Annotated in this window: 14 protein-coding genes and 2 tRNA genes; 4 read left to right on the forward strand and 12 right to left on the reverse strand. The window is 39.3% G+C overall.

The window, feature by feature from the left end; genetic code table 11:
- Window positions 1-2: 2 nt before the first annotated feature.
- The 6 genes from ASE74_RS03020 to ASE74_RS03045 all read right to left on the reverse strand — a co-directional run bounded on the left by ASE74_RS03020 (window position 3) and on the right by ASE74_RS03045 (window position 8,686).
- On the reverse strand, window positions 3-1,103 hold the full coding sequence (locus tag ASE74_RS03020) for an efflux RND transporter periplasmic adaptor subunit (protein WP_055903938.1): 1,101 nt from the start codon (window positions 1,101-1,103) through the stop codon (window positions 3-5).
- Window positions 1,104-1,117: 14 nt separating this feature from the next.
- Window positions 1,118-4,402 carry an efflux RND transporter permease subunit gene (locus ASE74_RS03025; protein WP_055903941.1) on the reverse strand — a complete coding sequence of 1,095 codons (3,285 nt, stop codon included), beginning with the start codon at window positions 4,400-4,402 and terminating at the stop codon, window positions 1,118-1,120.
- A gap of 13 nt (window positions 4,403-4,415) precedes the next feature.
- Complete coding sequence (locus ASE74_RS03030; protein WP_055903943.1) at window positions 4,416-5,807, reverse strand: TolC family protein; 1,392 nt, start codon at window positions 5,805-5,807, stop codon at window positions 4,416-4,418.
- Window positions 5,808-6,273: 466 nt separating this feature from the next.
- Window positions 6,274-6,690, reverse strand: coding sequence for an SRPBCC family protein (locus tag ASE74_RS03035; protein ID WP_055903946.1), 417 nt, complete (start codon window positions 6,688-6,690; stop codon window positions 6,274-6,276).
- A gap of 122 nt (window positions 6,691-6,812) precedes the next feature.
- The gene (locus tag ASE74_RS03040; RefSeq protein ID WP_055903949.1) at window positions 6,813-7,325 is read right to left on the reverse strand and encodes a hypothetical protein; all 513 of its coding nucleotides are present in this window, start codon (window positions 7,323-7,325) and stop codon (window positions 6,813-6,815) included.
- Window positions 7,326-7,495: 170 nt separating this feature from the next.
- Window positions 7,496-8,686 (reverse strand): SGNH/GDSL hydrolase family protein, encoded by a 1,191-nt coding sequence (locus ASE74_RS03045; protein WP_055903953.1) that lies wholly within the window; start codon window positions 8,684-8,686, stop codon window positions 7,496-7,498.
- Window positions 8,687-8,806: 120 nt separating this feature from the next.
- Between ASE74_RS03045 and ASE74_RS03050 the strand changes: the two genes are divergently transcribed.
- The gene (locus ASE74_RS03050; RefSeq protein WP_082458625.1) at window positions 8,807-9,346 is read left to right on the forward strand and encodes a peroxiredoxin; all 540 of its coding nucleotides are present in this window, start codon (window positions 8,807-8,809) and stop codon (window positions 9,344-9,346) included.
- Window positions 9,347-9,702: 356 nt separating this feature from the next.
- On the opposite strand, the gene ASE74_RS03055 is transcribed toward ASE74_RS03050, so the two are convergent.
- Window positions 9,703-10,797: an AI-2E family transporter gene (locus tag ASE74_RS03055; protein WP_055903956.1), complete on the reverse strand. Its 1,095-nt coding sequence runs from the start codon at window positions 10,795-10,797 to the stop codon at window positions 9,703-9,705.
- A 186-nt stretch (window positions 10,798-10,983) separates the two neighbouring features.
- Between ASE74_RS03055 and ASE74_RS03060 the strand changes: the two genes are divergently transcribed.
- Both ASE74_RS03060 and ASE74_RS03065 read left to right on the forward strand, forming a co-directional pair.
- Complete coding sequence (locus ASE74_RS03060; protein ID WP_055904013.1) at window positions 10,984-11,799, forward strand: alpha/beta hydrolase family protein; 816 nt, start codon at window positions 10,984-10,986, stop codon at window positions 11,797-11,799.
- Between the two features lie 187 nt (window positions 11,800-11,986).
- The gene (locus ASE74_RS03065; protein ID WP_055903959.1) at window positions 11,987-12,241 is read left to right on the forward strand and encodes a hypothetical protein; all 255 of its coding nucleotides are present in this window, start codon (window positions 11,987-11,989) and stop codon (window positions 12,239-12,241) included.
- A gap of 324 nt (window positions 12,242-12,565) precedes the next feature.
- Here the strand turns inward: ASE74_RS03065 and ASE74_RS03070 are convergent, their stop codons facing one another.
- The 5 genes from ASE74_RS03070 to ASE74_RS03090 all read right to left on the reverse strand — a co-directional run bounded on the left by ASE74_RS03070 (window position 12,566) and on the right by ASE74_RS03090 (window position 17,996).
- Entirely contained in the window at window positions 12,566-15,106 is a 2,541-nt protein-coding gene (locus tag ASE74_RS03070; protein ID WP_055903962.1) for a multicopper oxidase domain-containing protein, read from the reverse strand.
- 151 nt (window positions 15,107-15,257) lie between these two features.
- Window positions 15,258-16,817, reverse strand: a complete 1,560-nt coding sequence (locus tag ASE74_RS03075; protein ID WP_200912251.1) for an FAD-dependent monooxygenase — start codon at window positions 16,815-16,817, stop codon at window positions 15,258-15,260.
- A gap of 38 nt (window positions 16,818-16,855) precedes the next feature.
- Window positions 16,856-17,674: a helix-turn-helix domain-containing protein gene (locus tag ASE74_RS03080; RefSeq protein WP_055903969.1), complete on the reverse strand. Its 819-nt coding sequence runs from the start codon at window positions 17,672-17,674 to the stop codon at window positions 16,856-16,858.
- Between the two features lie 118 nt (window positions 17,675-17,792).
- Window positions 17,793-17,876 (reverse strand) — tRNA-Leu (locus ASE74_RS03085).
- A 47-nt stretch (window positions 17,877-17,923) separates the two neighbouring features.
- A tRNA-Gly gene (locus ASE74_RS03090) sits at window positions 17,924-17,996 on the reverse strand.
- Window positions 17,997-18,152: 156 nt separating this feature from the next.
- On the opposite strand from ASE74_RS03090, the gene ASE74_RS24655 reads away from it, so the two are divergent.
- The coding region (locus ASE74_RS24655; RefSeq protein ID WP_157255328.1) for a hypothetical protein at window positions 18,153-18,368 on the forward strand (216 nt) is incomplete at its 3' end.

Below are 18,368 nucleotides of genomic sequence, written 5' to 3' on the forward strand. Positions count from 1 at the left end.
AGTTAGGGTTTAATCAGCGTTCCTTCATGCATTTCTTCCGTAGGTTCTGCAACTAATTTGTCACCTTCTGCCAAATCCCCAAAAACTTCAACCTGATCATCCGTTTCTCTGCCTTTTTTAACAGCTACTTTAACCGCCTTATTATCTGCTGCTTTTAATACAAATAATCCTTCGCTGGTATCTAACAAGGCTTTTTTGGAGATAATAAAAGTACTTGCATTGGCGGGAAGCGGAATATTTACTTCGGCCACCATACCTGGCAATAAAACTTTTGATGCATTTGGAACATCCATTTCAATACGTTCAGAGCGAAGGCGGAGATCTAAAGCACCTGATAAACGTTTCACTTTTGCTTTAAAAATTTGACTTGGCAAAGATTTAACCGTAAAACTGATTTCATCTCCTGCTTTTAAATAACCTGTATAAACCTCAGGAATGGAAACCGCTAAACGCAAGTTTTTCTGATCTTGTAAAGTAAACAGCGGCAAATCAGAACCCTTGCCTGTTGGGCCCACATAGGCACCTAAATTTACATTTCTGGCAGAAATAATTCCACTGAAAGGTGCCCTGATTGTTAAATAATCCTGCACGGAGCCCACTTCTTTATAGGCCGCTTTGGCTGCTTCGAGTTGAGCTAAATCAGCATTCTTTTTGGCCAAAGCCTGATCCAAATCGTTGGTAGAAATCGTACCAGGTGTTTTACTGGTTTCGTACAAACGGTTGTAATTGGCTTTGCTTGCTGTATAAATGGCTTCCTGTGCTTTTATTCTCGATTGAGTTGCGGCAAGTTGCGAGGTCATTTCTGGTGCTTCTAAAGTCATCAACAACTGGCCCTTACTAACTTCTGATCCAATATCTACCTTCAAGCTTTTTACAAAACTGCTTACTTTAGCATATAAATCAACCTGTTGTAAAGCAATTAGTTCTCCTGGTAAACTCAATTTGGTTGATAGCTTTCCCTTTTTAAGGTCGAAAGTTGCAATAGCTGCCTCTTTTTCCTTCTTGGGTGCTACTTTCGATTCTGAGTGCCCGCAGCCATAAATAGCTGTTAACATTAATAATCCTGAACTTATTAATCCTGTTGAAAATATCTTCGTATTCATTTGTTGATGATGATTTATTCGTTTTCTTGTAAACCTTTAATGTAATGGATGCTTTCTTCGTCTTCCGGATCGAGCGATATTGAATTGGTAGTCTGTTTACCTTGAACCCATGCAAATACCAGTGGCAAGATAATTAATACTGCGAATGTTGAGGCCAACAACCCACCTATAACTGCCCTTCCAAGAGGTGAAACAGCTCCACCACCTTCTCCATGGCCAATTGCCATTGGTAACATCCCTGCAATCATCGCAATACTCGTCATTATAATCGGCCGTAAACGTAATGCTGCGGCTTCGCGTGCAGATTCGAGCGCATTACCATTGTGTTTTCTCAGTTGTTCGGCATTGGTAATCAATAGCACCGCATTGGCAATAGATACCCCAACCGACATGATAATTCCCATGTAAGATTGTAAGTTTAAGGTTGATCCGGTGATGGTTAAAAGTAATAATGAACCTAAAATTACGGCCGGTACTGTAGCTAAAATGACCAAAGGCACTTTAAACGACTGGAAATTGGCTGCCAACATCAGAAAAATTACTACAATGGCCACAAATAGGCCCGATTGCAAACTGTCTAACGTATCGGTTAAAACTTTACTTAACCCTATGGCGTTAACTTTTAATCCCCGCGGCAGTTCGCCAACGTTTTTAATGGCTTTTTCTACATCTTTTGAGGCTGCACCTAAATCGGTATGGTAAAGGTTTGCCGTAACTGATAGAAAAGGCATGGCACCGATGTTGTCATTTTCACCAGCAGTGGTATCGGGTGTAATTTTCGCTACATCGCTTAGTACAGGTCTGGCCGAGTTTTTTAATAAAGGAATTTCTCCGATATCATCCTTGCTCGTCATTTGGTTAAGCGGTACCTGTACCTGTACGCTGTATGGTAAGGCGGCTTTTTCATCCAGCCATATGTTTTTATCTGTATAACGTGATGATGAAGTTGAGGCAATTAATGATCGCGAAATATCAGCCATATCTACTCCGATTTGTGCAGCACGCGTTCTGTCGATATCGATATTTAATGACGGGTATTTAATGGGTTGCGCAATCTGAACATCCCTCATGTAGGGGATCTGCTTCAGTTCTGCTAAAATTTTATTTGCATATTTTTCATTCAGTTTTTTGTTTTTACCGGCAATGCGTACCTCTACAGGGGTGGGAGAGCCCTGGCTCAATACTTTATCTGTTAATTCTATCGGTTCAAAAGAAAGCTTAACATCAGGTAATACCTGTTTAATTTTCGCCCTGAACTGATCTTTAAAATCGTCCATGTCTTCCTCAAAATCCTTTAAGCTTACCTGGAAAACAGCTTCATGCGGACCAGCCATAAACTGGTAAATTGGGTTTACCGAAAATTGCGCCGGGTGCTGCCCAACATACACTGAAGAAATGCCCATATGCTCTTCGCCAACCATTTTTTTCAGCTCTGCCAATACTACATTTGCTTTTTCTTCCGTACGTTCTAAACGGGTTCCATCTGGTGCACGCAAACGCAACTGAAATTGGCTTGAGTTTACTCTTGGTAAAACATCGCGACCAATATTAACCAATAATAATGCAGCCAGACCAATAATGATCACTAAATAAGCCAATACCACTGGTTTTCTATGTGGCAATATGCGATCAAGGAAACGCATAAAACGGTTTCTGAATTTATCGAAGAAACCAATTTTACCGTTGCCACTAAAATCTTCACGTGCTACCAAAACCTTTTTCTGGTTAAGGGTATCTTTTTCCGATTCGAGTGTAATGCCTGTTGCGTTAAAATCAGCTTCATCCTGTGTAATGCCGGGATGGTTTTCATTTCCTTTTTTTTGATGTGCCACCATAAGCCAGTTGGCCATAATCGGCACAAAAGTTTGCGATAACAAGAAGGAAACCACCATTGAAAAGCCAATTGCCAATGCCAATGGTAAAAATAATGCACCAGGAATTCCCGTCATCGTAAAAGCAGGTGCAAATACGGCAAGGATACAGAACAGAATCAATAATTTAGGGAAAGCAATTTCCTTACAGGCATCCCAAATGGCCAGTGCCTTGGGTTTTCCCATATCAAAATGCTGGTGGATATTTTCTATGGTCACTGTAGATTCATCAACCAAAATGCCAATAGCTAAAGCTAATCCGCTCAACGTCATGATGTTAATTGTTTGTCCGAATAACTTTAGGAACAACACCCCGGCAATGATTGATGTTGGGATTGTTAAGATTACAATTAAGGCAGCGCGTTTATCGCCCAGGAAAAGTAAAACCATCAATCCGGTTAATATTGCACCAATTGCGCCCTCGCTGATTAAGCTTTTTACCGCATTAATTACATAAACAGATTGATCAAACTCATAAGAAAGCTTAACATCTTCGGGTAAGGAACTTTGGATGTTTGGTAAATTTTTCTTTAAATTTTTAACCACTTCCCAGGTTGATGCATCGCCAGATTTGGCAATACTTAAATATACCGAACGTTTGCCATTGATTAAGGCATAACCGGCCACTAAATCGGCCCCATCTTTCACTGTAGCCACATCGCGCAGTTGCAGATTTTGTACGCTGCCTTTAAATAAAGGAATGTTTTCGAACTCTTTAACCTTTTTTATGGTGTAATTGGTAGGGGTAAGGTAGTTTTTATCACCTATTCTTACATTTCCTGAAGGCGCAGTCTGGTTGTTTAACCTAATGGCCTCCACCACCTGATCTACCGTTAAGTTATGCGAACGTAGCAGTGAAGGGTTAACGTTTATCTCTATCGTTCGGGGGCTACCACCGAAAGGAGCAGGAGAAAGCAAGCCCGGAATGGCCGAAAAACTAGGGCGAACATAGGTATTGGCTAAATCCTGCAATTCATTATTGGTACGGATAGGGCTGCTTAATACCAACTGTCCAACGGGAAGAGAAGAGGCATCGAAACGGATAACGAAAGGCGGTTGCGAGCCTGGCGGGAAAATGGCCTGTGCCCTGGTAGAAAGTGCACTTAACTCTGCTGCGGCCTGAGCCATATTGGTGCCTTCGTAATAGGTTAATTTCATCAACATTAAACCTTGCGTGTTTTTGGTTTCGATGCTTTTGATACCGTTTGCGAAAAGTAAAATATTAACGTATTGTTTACCAAAATAAGCTTCCATTTGGTCGGGTGTGTAACCGCCAAAAGGGTGGGCAATGTAAATCACCGGAAGGTTCATTTGTGGAAGAATATCAACTTTAATCTGGTTGATGGCCCCGATACCGAAAAAGAACAATCCTGCTACTAAAACCAGGATGGATATGGGTTTGCGAAGTGCGAAACGTATTAAGTTCATTTATATAGCCAGATTAAAATTCATTGATAAATATGTCATAATTGCCCAATGCTGCCGATTTTAAAAGCAAGGCCTGCCAAACATTGGTAAATGCAATATCGCGATCGGTTTCTGCACGGTTTAAGGTAAATAATGCCTGTGTAAGGTCAACCAGTGTAGTTAATCCATTTTTGTAAAGCGTATTTTTTTGCAGGTATGCATCAGATGCTGCTTTTACCTGGATAGGTGCTTCGCGGTAATTCGCCAGGGCATTTGCGAGTTTGGTTTCTGCAAGGGCCAGTTGTGCTTTCAATTGTTGATCAACCATGTTGTATTCTTCTTTTAAACCCTGACTGATGTATTCCTGTGCCCGTACCTGCGGTCGGTTTTTAAGTAATGTAGAGAGATTCCACGTCATTCCTATGCCAATCAAATAGTTTCCACGTGTAGGATTAATGCCATCAGCATAACCGGTAGAATAAGCAGTTTGATCTAGCGCATAGCCGGAGCCAAAGCCTGATCCTCTGCCCTGCATTACACCAAAGAAAGTAAATGTTGGATAGTATAATTTTTTGAAATAGCTAACCTGTTGCTGACTAACATCCACGCGGTTCTGGTAAAACTTTAACAGGGGATGCGAAGTTTTGATGACTGTATCCTGGAGCAGATTGTTAGGTATTCGCGTAATGGAGGCTGTATCTACATCATAGGATGTTGCGGTTACGCCCATTAAAACACCTAAGCGGTTGGCCTGTTCCTGTTCCAGATCTTTTGCTTTTGTGAGCGCAATTTTCGCATTAGAAACCTCTGCTTTTGCAAAAGAAGAATCAACGCCAGCAATTAAGCCATTTTTAGCCCTGATTACTGCAGTATTTTTAAAAGTAATTGCTCTATTGAGGTTGTTTTGTTGTGATCTGGTTAACCGTTGTGCGGCCAATAAATTAAGATATGCAGCAGAAACACGGATTTCTTGTTGAAACTTTTCCTGTTCCAGGTCATTTTTGTCTCTTTGATAAGCAGCATCAGCAATTTTGATGCGTTCTCTGATTTTTCCGAAAGTGAAGAAATCCCAGTTAACATTCGCAAGGTACAACCCGCCGAAGGCAGCTTTCCAATTTTGTTTGTCTAAAGCTGGTCCAGATGAGGCAGTTCCTAAGCCACCTAAACCATATTGTGGACCATTTTGGCCATTTATGGTTCCATAATCCTGTTGCGCACTCAGGCTGAAATTTGGCAGATATTCTCTTCGTGCCTGCTGGATGGAGGATTTTGATGCATTAGCATAATTATTTTTGGCTTTAATGGTGCCATAATTAATTAAAGCGGTGTTTACAGCCTGTTTTAAACTCAGCGTTTGTGCGCTTACACTGAAAGGGGAACTAAAAAAAAGTGATAACGATAAACAAAATAAAGATATACGATGCATAGTGTATAATTTACACGGCAAATGTAAATTATGGCAGCAATATCAAAGTATTCGGTTCAAATCAAAAATTATGCGAATCAAATAATCATCGAATTGTTACTTAAGCAAAGTTGTAAATTATTTCGAAAGGTTAAATAGAATATAATCGTGTTTTTACATACTCAACATAACCACATTAGGCTTTAATGGGCGCAAAAAGCAAATTGTGATTTTATCGGCCTTTCTAGAAATGAAAACATTGTTTAAAGATCACTCCACTTCGCGGTGCTTCGGTCGGGATGACGATTTTGCTTCCTTACTAGAAAGATTGCTTCGTGCCTCGCAATGCCGACCGCTATACCGGAGTTCGTTAGTAATAGCTTGCAGAAGAACCAAATTTGATGTGAAATTTCGTCCTTTTCGACAGTAGTGGAGAAATCTTATAAACTGATATTAATAACATGTTACAAAAAGTACTGAATATGCTTTACTGTTCTGTATAGCTTTTAAAGTTATCAAGTATGGCCTGCCATCCTCCACGCTGCATTTCAACAGGATTGGTAGATTCAGCGTCGAAAGTTTCAGTAATCCTGGTTTGTTCACTTAATGCATCAAAAATAATGCTCACAGTTCTACCATCCTCAAGCGTATATTCTATTTTTTTGTTGGTATCAACTGTGGTGTACGTTCCGCCGAAATCAAAACTCATGCTACCATCTTTTGCAGCCATGGTACTTTTAAATTTACCACCAACTTTTAAATCGTTTTCCGAATATGGAGTATGCCACTCAGGTGAGGCAAAACTCCATTTAGTAATATGATCAGGGTTGTTCCAAAATTCCCATACTTTTTCTACAGGCGCATTTACAGTGGTTTCAACAGTAATTGAAGTTCTATTTTCCATGTTTTGTTTGTTTAAATTGTATATGTAAAGTTATGTTAACTTTTACAAGTGCAAAAGTGCTAATGCGACAAAAAAGGGTGTAGAATAACCTCAATTACTATCCTTGAACAAAAAATCCTTAGCTAACGCAGTTCGTTATAAATAAAGATCACAGTATCTGTAGAAACCAATCCGCTAATGTTGCCGCCAGTGTAGGTTACTTTATAGCTTGATCCTTTTTTTAGGTCGTAAGCTTTTAATAAATCAGCGTTTCCTACAAGGCTATCACCAGGGTTTACCTTGGCATAGCTCGAGGCCGGAGGTGGCATTACCCTTTTAGCCATTGCGCCTTTGTATTGCGCTTCTTCGCCTTTCTCATTGGTTATACTTAGGTAACTGCTCGTTAGCGGTTCAAACGGCGTATGCCAAATACAAAAACTTTTGGTGGCGGTTGTATTATTGTATACCACAAATCTTAATAATAATGGATCGCCGGGCGTTACGTTTCCGTTTACTTTGATTTTAGCTACCAATGAATCGCTTTCATTTTGAGTTGTACCATTTTCGCTTTTGCTGTTGGCTGTATTTCTGGTGGCTTCGCTACAGGCAGAAAACAATAATAAAAGAGCAGGGATAATTAATTTAATGTTTTTCATGAGATGTTTTTTGTTTATATAAGCAAATGGAAATTGATAATGTTTGATTGGAATCTGATTTTACTAAAACGATTAACTATTTTGATTAAATGAATTTAATGCAGGTTGTAAATTTGCATTTTAAATGGTTTTGGATTGCTATTCGCGAAGGATGGAAAGTTTTAATGCAATTAATTAGCGTTCACTAAAAAGTAGGCAATGCGGCAGGCGTAACCTGTTGATTTTTGGTTATGCATATCGCTGATGCGAATGCTTAACTTGTGTTCGCCAGCCCCTAATTGATCGGCAAGTAGCAGGTACCAAGGTAAATGCAAGCCCGAACTCCATTGGGTGTAAAGATCGACCATTTTTTCAGCACCATTATCTATCCGATAGTGCAGTGCGCCGGCATCGGGACCAGATAATACTGCAATTCCGACCGCATTACCTTTAAAAACCAAATCGAAAGTGCTGTTTCTGGTGGTGCTTTCTAAAACAGGGATATTTACAAAACCGGTTCTGGTATCGATGCCATCATTGGGTTTCCAGTTTTTATTGATGTTAAACGTATTTAAATTTCCGGCAGCAGTAATGTTTAGATACTGCCCTTTGGTATATGCAAATTTATCAATGATTTTGGGAATCCCTGCTGATGCTTTTTTAGTGTTTTTCTGGTTTTCTTCGAGAAAGGTTTTTATCGTGTTAAAATAAAGTTGTTGGCCAAATGGTGATGGATGAAGATCCTTAAAATCATTTTTCCAGGTAAATTCTCCGTTGGCTATGCGTTTATCTACTTCTAAAGCGAGGTTAATAAATGGCAAATGATAATATTCGGCCAAATCGCTATGTATTTTTACTTCAGCGGGGATTGTACCTTTATTAAAATCTTCGTTTTTATTTTCATCGGCAAATGCCATCAGTACAATATCGGTTTTTGGATTTTTACTTAAAGTGTGTCTGATTATGCCTTCTAACGCCCGTTTTTGGGTTTGTTCCGGTGTTCCATTCACATGGTCATTCACTGCCGATTCTACAAATAACAGGTCTACTTTTCCACTATCCAACACATCGCGCTGCAAGCGGAAAGCATGGGGTAAACTTCCTAATGATGGGATACCTGCGTTAATAAATTTAAATTTGTTTTGAGGATAGGTTGTGCTGAGGTAATTGCATACCAAACCGCGCCAGCCTTCCATATTGGTAATCGATCCACCTAAAAATGCAACAGTTACCGGCTCATTTTTGGTCAGTTTTTCGGCTGTATTGCTGCTAAAATTATTAAATGTAATAAATGAAGAAGATTCAAGTTTGTTTTGTGCAACGCTTTTAGCATTTAATGCAGTTAACAAAACCATCAAGTAAAGAAAAGAGGTTAATTTCATATCAATCAGATTAAGCCAAAAGTAATAAAATTTGTAAAGTATTATTGGATAGATTCGTGCAGAAAACTGCCATCCATTTGGTATAATTTAACGTATGTAACTATAAACCCTAATAAATTTATGAAAACGAAGATAACAACCCTTGTATTAACCTTTATATGCATTGTATGTATAGCCACTCAAGCTCAGGAAAAAGCACAAATGAAAACCCAACGGATAGAGGTAGGAAGTAAAATTCCTGATTTTATACTGAAAGATGATGCCGGGAAAGATTTTAAGGTTAGCAATTATATCGGAAAGAAAAAACTGGTAATTTATTTTTACCCGAAAGACGAAAGTAGTGTTTGCACTAAAGAAGCCTGTGCATTTAGGGATAGTTACGAAGAATTTAAATCAACTGATGCTATAATTATCGGAATAAATTCTGGAAGCCTGCAAAGTCATGCCGATTTTAAGAAACACCATAATTTGCCATTTACCCTTTTGAGTGATCCAAATAATGAAGTTTTAAAAATGTTTGGTGTTAAGGACGTAATGTTTTTAACCGGTAGAGAAACGTTTTTAGTAGGCCTGGATGGAAAAGTAGTATTCAAATTTAAAGGTATGCTTAAAGGTGATGAACATGCCAGTAGTGTGTTGGCTTTTTTAAAAAAGAAATAATTTAAGCCCTAATTATAAATGCAGATGACCATTTAAAAGCAATCTTTCACTTGAAGGGCAATTTTAAAGATAACTATTATTTGAAAAATCAGGAGCGCGATTTGGACCCTCGATGTAGGCTTGTTCCCGATTTTCATTTTGTCCAGATGAATATTCGTAGGTGGCAATCATTAGGGGCCAGGTAGCACAAGCAATGTCAAGCTGATCGGCGGGATGGATTGTTTTTAGCAAATTATTTAATAAATCCGGTAGCAGCCGTTATGATTTTTGATCAGTATGAGCCGCTACCGAAGCATTGCTAAAAGCTATTCTTGCAATAATGTATTGTGATGTTAAGCTACTTAGTTATTGCCCTACTAAGTAGTGGTTGCCAACTTTTTCTTTCTTCTAAACCTTTTTACCTGCCCCATATGTTCAGTAGGTATATTGTCGCCGAGCAATTTGCCCCAGGGTTTAAGTCCTTCAATCCGATCGAAAATAATTTTTAGTACCGCAATAAATGGAATGGAAAGGAACATGCCCGGTACTCCCCACAATGCTGCTCCCATTAATACAATCACGATGGAAATTAAGGCATTTATTTGCACCTTGCTCGATACAATACGCGGTACAAGAATGTTATTGTCAATAAATTGGATTAATGCATAAGCCGCAATAATTAACAGTTGAGTGGTAAAACCATCTTTGGTTAAAGTGGCCATTAATACGGGTAAAGCGATGGCTATAATACCACCAATATAAGGTAACAGGTTCAGTATTGCCCCAATAACGCCAATTAAAATCGCATTTTGCACGCCAAGAATTAACAAGGCTGCAGAATTCATTACTGCCACAATCGAGGTTTCGATCAGTAAGCCAATAATGTAACTTTGGATTGCAGCTTTGGTTTCGCCCAAAATCTCTGCAACTTTTTCTTTGTTTTCTTCCGAAAATACTTCGTAAATAAAATTAAGAATCAAGGTTTTGTATAACAGAATCAAGAAAGTATAAACAGGAATCAGGAACACAACACTTAAAACCCCCATTAAGCCACTCAGCGTTTGGCCAATTAATGCTTTGCTTCCATTTGCAGCATCGTTAACCATTTGCATTTGCTTTTGCGACGAGATGCCTAAAGTTGTTTGCAGCCAGTGCCTGATTTCTTCTAACAATTGAGATAGTTTTTGTTTAATGCTTTCCAGGTCATCAAAAAAGTGAGCCACTTGAGAGGAGAGAAAATAAAGTATGGCCACTACCACTAAAATTCCAATAAGCATTGATAATATGATGCTTAATATTTTGGGCATTTTTCGTTCGAAACGATTGGTGAGTGGATTTAGCAGAATGGCTATTAGCGCGGCAAAGGCCAGTGGCACAAGGATATCCCTCAGCACACTCATCATAAATACAGTAATTACAAGCCCTAATAAAATTACAGGAGCCTTGATGTAAAATGGGTAAGTTTTAAGCATTTGTATATTGTTTCGTCGTTCAATAACCGTAATGTAACAAAATTGTTTTAAAGTTATGTAGATCTTATGGGAATGCAATTTCGGTTGCAGGTATCTTTTTTATTTCATTCCATTGAAATGGTAAACAATGTTAAGTTATTTTATAAATTTATCATCAATTTGTGTCTTTTTAACGGTAAATTCCCAATGAAAAATTATTTTTCAATAGTCATCTGTCTCTTCCTTTTTGTTAATGTTATTCAGGCTGCCGAAGTTGATACGGCTTCTACCTATAGCAAATCGATGAAGAAGAATATCAAAGCTGTAGTTATTAAACCTGATAGTTATAAAACCGGAAAATCTTTTCCGGTGGTTTACCTGCTTCATGGTGCTGGTGGCAATTATGCAGAGTGGGTTAAAAAAGTACCTGGAATTAAAAATCTGGCCGATCTGTATCAGTTTATCATCGTTTGCCCTGATGGAAATGTAACGAGCTGGTATTTCGATAGTCCGGTTGATCCCGAATGGAAATATGAAACCTATGTAGCCAAAGAGTTGGTAACTTATGTTGATGAACATTACAAAACCATTGCCGAAAAGAAAGGCCGTGCAATTACGGGTTTGAGTATGGGTGGGCATGGTGCGCTTTATCTGGCCATTAAACACCCTGATGTATATGGTGCCGTTGGCAGTATGAGCGGTGGTGTGGATATTAAGCCTTTTCCAAATGGATGGAATATATCAAAACGATTGGGACCTGAGGATGAATATCCTGAGCGTTGGAAACAGAATAGTGTGATTGATATGATTCACAAAATAAAACCTGGCTCGCTTGCCATTGCAATTGAATGCGGTACTGAAGATTTTTTTTATAAAATGAATGTGCGTTTGCACGATGAGCTTTTGTACAACAATATCCCGCACGATTTTACAACCCGGCCCGGTGTACATAACTGGGATTACTGGGCAAATGCCATCAAGTTTCAGAGTGTTTTTATGAATAATTATTTTAATACCAAATAATAAGGTGTTTTTTTTAGCAATAAAGAAATTTAATGTGGTGATACCCATACAGGCTGCATTAAAACTGATACATCATTTTAGATAAAAAATTAACTTTTAGATTACATACAAAATAAAGACTTACCATATTTTTGACCGTTCTCGAAATCTTATTTATAAAACAGGAAACGAAGATTTAAAACCAAAAATGAAATACTTAGTCAAAGAAATCAGTGAAGGAAACTGCGATATTACTTTATTGCCAGAAAACTTGAATGACAGAAATCTTTTAGCCGAAACTACAAAAGGCCTTCAACACGATTATCAAGAAACTATCCAGGCACATTATGAGCATGCATTAAAAAATGAAGTTCATGGTAATGCTGCATTTGTTTCCTTAAACAACGAACAAAGTAACTATCCGAAAAGAGTAAATGTGAATTATCAGATTATTTTAAGCTAACAGTCTGTTTTACTGAGCAAGCGTTTGAGGCTGTTATTTTAGTTAAGACGTTTGCATTTGAATTAATGGTCGGTGAGGAACCGACCATTAGAAAGATTTTAAAAGCATCGCTGTAAGGCTACAGGCCTAACTGAATCGTAATTGCGCGAAGGCTTTTTCAGCCTGCGAAACAATTTACAATGATCGCTTTTTGCTATTGCTTTAAAAATGCTTCGTACCTTAACAATGTCGATCGTACAATTGGTGCTTTGTGATTCATTTTTTTCTGTAGTTGAAAACGATTATTAAATAGAATTTTTCGCTAACATATAAATGTGGAGATCATTAATAATTAAAAGTAAAGCCTCCTCCAAGCCCCATATCACTATCGTAATGGGTAGAAATTGCAATGTATTTGGTAAGTATGTAGCGAAGGCCAGCGGCATATTCTTTATCGGTATTAACCATAAAATTAGCTCGTAACCGTTTAGATACCGGTATATCTTCTCTCCCAAGTTGAAACCTCAGTTTTCCATTTCCATCAATCCTGGCATCGGCAACCAATAACATGGGTAGGGTATAGGCAATACCGGCAACAATTGTTTTTCTGTTTTCTTTGTTGCTAAGCTGGCCGAACATATTACGTTCGTCACTTCCAAAGATATTTTTTTCATCAGGATTAAATTTTTTGTAATGGTAATCGAAGCCTACATAAGGAAACAGCCATTGGTTTCGTCCAATGTATCGGCCAAGCGTGGTTTCACTTTCATACCCCATCATGGCATTGGTGCCTAAATGCCACATGGTATTGAGCGACCAGCGGGTTTGTGCCAACATCAACTGACCATCGCTACCACTGCTTTCTATACCGATCCGGCCCATTGAGTGTGGCATCCTATCGTCCCAAAATAATCTGCGTTGGGCAAGTTTTGGATTTGGCAAATCAGGGTTTGGCGCAGAGTTTTCATAACTGAATACCCTGCCCATGCCACTCATCATGTGGTATAATATATGGCAATGAAAAAACCAGTCTCCGCCCGCTTCCGATGCTGCAAATTCAATGGTATCCCTTTCCATAGGCATAATATCGAGTACATTTTTCATTGGTGCATATTCGCCCTGTCCATTTATTACCCTAAAATCGTGGCCATGCAAATGCATCGGGTGGCGCATCATGCTATTGTTGTAAAGAATGATTCTTAAATTTTCTCCCCTTTTAATCAAAATCTTATCTGATTCTGAAACAGTTTTATTATCTAATGTCCACACATAACGGTTCATGTTTCCGGTAAGATCGAATTTTAAGGTTCTTAACGGCCCTTTAGGTAGAATCGTTTTTTTAGGATCGCGCAGCATGTTGTAATTTAAAGTAACAACCTTTGCAGGTTCGGTATTCATATTCATGCCCGCCATTTGGTCTGGATCATGCGTATCAGTACCATTTTCCGGCCCTGTAATCTCCGGATACATTACGGTATTCATGTCCATAACCTGATTTTGCATTTTCATGCCTTTCATTTCAACCATGTTTCCATTCATGTCCATCATGTCGTTCATCATCTTCATTCCGGCGAAATATTTTAGTTTTGGCATTTTTCCTGCTGAAACTTTTTCACCATCTCCCAGCCATAAGGAGGCCGATTTTGTCCTGTCTTCGGGGGTAACTAAAAATTCGTAACTTTTATTTTCCGGAATGGTTACCACCACATCATAGGTTTCTGATACTGCAATAATCAACCTGTCTACCTCTACAGGTTCAACATCATTTCCATCGGTTGCTACCACGGTTATTTTTCCGCCAGCATATTTAAGCCAGAAATAGGAGGATGCACCTGCATTGGCAATGCGCAACCGTACTTTATCACCCGCCTTAAATTGAGGATTACTAACTTCATTTTTCCCGTTTATCAAGAATTTATCGTAATAAACATCGCTTACATCCATCGCATTCATTCGTTTCCACTCGTTGGCCACCTTGGTTTTAAAATTGCCAGTCCGAATGGCTTCCGTATAACTCTGGGTGGTTCCTTTTTTAATGGAAAACCAATCTGTAGCTGCATGTAAACTCCTTTGTACTTCCATGGGGTTCATATTGGTCCATTCGCTCAATACCAAGGGGATGGAAGGAATATCCCACTCTTTTCTTTTTTGGATGATAAATGCGCCATACATGCCAATCTGCTCCTGAAGCCCGGTATGGCTATGGTACCAATGTGTGCCGTTCTGCACAATCGGAAACCTATATAGATGCGTTGCACCTGGTTTAATAGGCATCTGTGTCATATTGGGTACACCATCATAACGGTTAGGCAAAAAAAGCCCATGCCAATGTAAAGAGGTTTCTTCTTTTAGCTTATTGTGTACATAAATTTCTGCGGTATCGCCCTCGGTAAAGGTTAAGGTAGGCATAGGGATGCTTCCATTAACCGCGATGGCATGTTTTGATTTGCCTGCATAGGTAACCGTTGTATCTGCAACATATAAATCGTAGCGTAATGTACGGGGAGGATAGTGAGCCGGCAGGGTTTTAATCGGACCAAGGTTCGCCTTTGCATTTTTAATATTATCAAACAAAGTGGAAGGTTTGCCAATCTCCACATCACCCGTTTCTTTATTTTCCATCGCATCATGCTTTGCGTCATGTTGCATACTGGGCATATTCATGTTTTGGGTTTTGCTTTTTGCTGCACTTATCTTTTTTTCAACCAGTTTCATTCCGCATTTTGGGCAGTTCCCGGGTTTGGCCGATAGTACTTCAGGATGCATTGGGCAAGTGTATGTTATTTGATTTGGATTTTCCTGATCGGGCATCTTCATGTTTTTCATATCCTGGGCAGAAACTGCCATTGAAAAACCCATTAAAATACTAAAAATTATATTTCTCATCTATATGCTGTTCATTGTACAGCAAACCTATCGCTAAATGAGGATGGAAGTTTATATAATTTTAGGTAAATCTTATATCATTATGTGGTTTCAGGATGGGTTTATGCTTAAATTTATCAAACTGATACATGAGTACAGAAGATGAATTAATTTAGTGTTCAATTTTTGGTTTAATTGCAAAACAGCGAGCAATAGCTTCGTAAAGTTCGCTGTAATCTGCCTCGGTTTCAGAAACCCAGGCTACGATTCCATCAGGGCGGATCAGGATTGCGCCAAAGCCAAGTTGATCTTTCGCATGATTTGAAATGTATTCAATTTGAGTGCCATACTCTGCAACAAACTGTTCAAGGTTAGCATCAGTATTAAAATCAAGTAATATTGCTTTGCCTGTATGCATTAACTGTCCGATTGTTGTGCCGTTTTCCAATTCAAAATCCGGTACGCTGCGGCCGACCAATGGATGTTGAGAATCCGATTTGTAATGGGTATTAACGCCCCAAATCCTCCCTGCAAAATAGGTAGCACCATCTTTTGTGTTCATCAGATCGCGGAAGATTGCATACAATGCCTTTGCATGTGGGTTTGGTTGCATAATGGCTACCTGCGCACGCGACCAATCCAGTACCTGCTCTCCAATGGGATGTCTTTCTGTAAAATAAGTATCCAACAAAGTTTGTGGTGCCTTACCTTTAATCGTTGCTGCAAGTTTCCAACCGAGGTTCATGGCATCTCCTAAACCTAGGTTAAGCCCCTGGCCGCCCAATGGCGCGTGGATATGTGCGGCATCTCCGGCTAAAAGTATCCGTCCTTTACGGTAAGTGGTGGCTTGCCTCGCCCGATCAGTCCAGGTGGTGGCAATGTGCAATGCAGTTACCGTAACATCTGTATTTGATACTTTTCGTAACACCTGCTGAACATGTTCAAGGGTAATTGGCTTTTTTGAATGATGAAATGCACCGCCATCAAAATCTTGTATAATTACATAGCCTGGCTGAGATTGCAGATACATGCCAGTAGGGGTAACATTTCGCCCAGGACTGAGCTTTTCGGGATCTAAAAGATCAATTTTTGTCGAATAACCTGTAAATTCTGGTTCTGTACCTGCAAATTCAAAACCAGCGGTTTTACGTACTATGCTTCTGCTACCATCGCAGCCTACTAACCATTTACTTTGAAAAATTTGATCCTCTGATTGAACAGTTATACTCTCATCGGTTTGTTGGAAAGATTTTAGTGCTTTTCCGTATTCAATGGTTACCCCAAGTGTTGTTGCGCGGCGTTGCAGTATTGTTTCAAGCTCTTCCATTTCAGTTATTAAGCTGGTTTGCGTTTTGCCAGGCAATCGATATTTCCATTGTGCAGTATCGATATGACCCTCATAAAACACGATGCCTGCAAAATGCCCGCCCTGGCGTTGGGTTCCTTGTTTTAAGTGAGGATTTTTTATCTGTTTATGTAACTGAAGATCTTCAAGCAGGCCGCGCCTGTGAAGTGCTTCTATACTGGTTGCATTAAGTCCTCTCAAACCAAAAGGAAGTTTTTTCAGGGGAGAATACCGATCATCAGCTTTTTCTAAGATCAATACCGAACATTTGGCCAGTGCCAGTTCGCAGGCGAGAAAAAGGCCTACCGGCCCGGCACCTGAAATAATAACATCGTAAATTAAATTTGTATCAGTTGAGGTATGGTTTTTAATTGTTGTGCTCATCATTAAATAATTGAAGCACAAAATTCACCACTAATACCCGTTTAGCCTTGTATAAATGCGACAAAATTATTGCTCACCAGCTTTTTGCCCTTTTTTGCCTTTCGGGCAAAGGCTGCTGGTGTAGTGCCGCTGTAACGTTTAAATTCCCTGCTGAGGTGCGGTTGGTCTGTATAGCCAAACTCGTGGGCCAGGCTGGCAATGTTTGCACTTGGATTAAGCCATAACTGGTTCCGTACTTGCTCAAAGCGCATTAAGCCTGCCACATCTTTAACAGTGTAGCCCGAAGATTGCTTAAAGTTTCTTTCCAATGTACGCACTGTTGCATGTGCAGCCGTAGCCACTTCGCTTACCTGGATAGCACCATTTGCCCCCTGCATGGCCGCACCAGCTTTAAATAACAAACTGTCGGTAGCAATTCCCGATCTCAAATTCAGTAAAAATTGTTGTAAATGTTCAATAGCCTCTTTTATTCTATCTTCCTTAACAAGATCACTTAAAATAGACTGTAGCTGTGCGAGCGGATGTTCAAAAATGTGTAATTCTTCTTTGTCAGCCGATAACCCAAGCAGATCGAATACCGTCCACGGGAAACACCTGATGGCCAAAATCTCCAACTGATTTTTTGCATAGAAATGAACAGGTTGGTTGAGCAGGCCAATCATAAATGGTGATGGCAAAGGTTGTAGTTTACCATTATAAAAAGCATTGCAGCCATTTCCAAAATGAAAGATAATTTCTGCATAACCATCGGGAATTACCTCAAAACCTGATTCAATTGGCCCGAATTCTCTTTTATTGTGCCATAAACATTTTATGGTATCCTGAAGTGCTTCATAAGGTTCGAACTCTTGGTGCTGCATATCGAAAGTTAATCAATTTTGGATTGGTTTTCCAAATATTTGCCACGTTGTACATTGGCAATAGTTAGGAAACAAAAAAACCTTTCATTTCTGAAAGGTTTTTGTTCGATTTTTTGTGTACTCGGGGCGGGAATCGAACCCGCACGCCTTTGAAAGCACAGGATTTTAAGTCCTGCGTGTCTACCAGTTCCACCACCCGAGCATTAGCCTAACTTTAAAATAAATGCCTTCTGGTAGGAAGGCATTTAGAGCGAAAGACGAGATTCGAACTCGCGACCCCGACCTTGGCAAGGTCGTGCTCTACCAACTGAGCTACTTTCGCAAATTAATACATTGTGTTGTATTCCTTTGGGGTTGCAAATATAGAAATTAAACTTTCCAAATCAAAAAAATAAAATAAAATTTTCAATAGAGATTGTTAAAGTCTCATAATCAGCGGGATAAATATTGTGTTTTTTAATCAGTAACAAATTTGGGTTTGTTTTACAACTACACGTATAAAAACCTGTACCTCTACGGTGAAGGTGCGAAAGGTTTAGGTGGTGGTTTTGCATACCGGATTGATCCCCGTTTTACAGCCCTTTTTGAAAATACTGATTTAAGGCGGTACCCTAATGCTTTGTTTTCAACCACTAAAAATTCTGTTGTAGAAACGGTAAGTGTACTTTTGGTGATATCAAAATCAACATTTAAA

Source organism: Pedobacter sp. Leaf216, from assembly GCF_001421515.1.
Classification (GTDB): domain Bacteria; phylum Bacteroidota; class Bacteroidia; order Sphingobacteriales; family Sphingobacteriaceae; genus Pedobacter.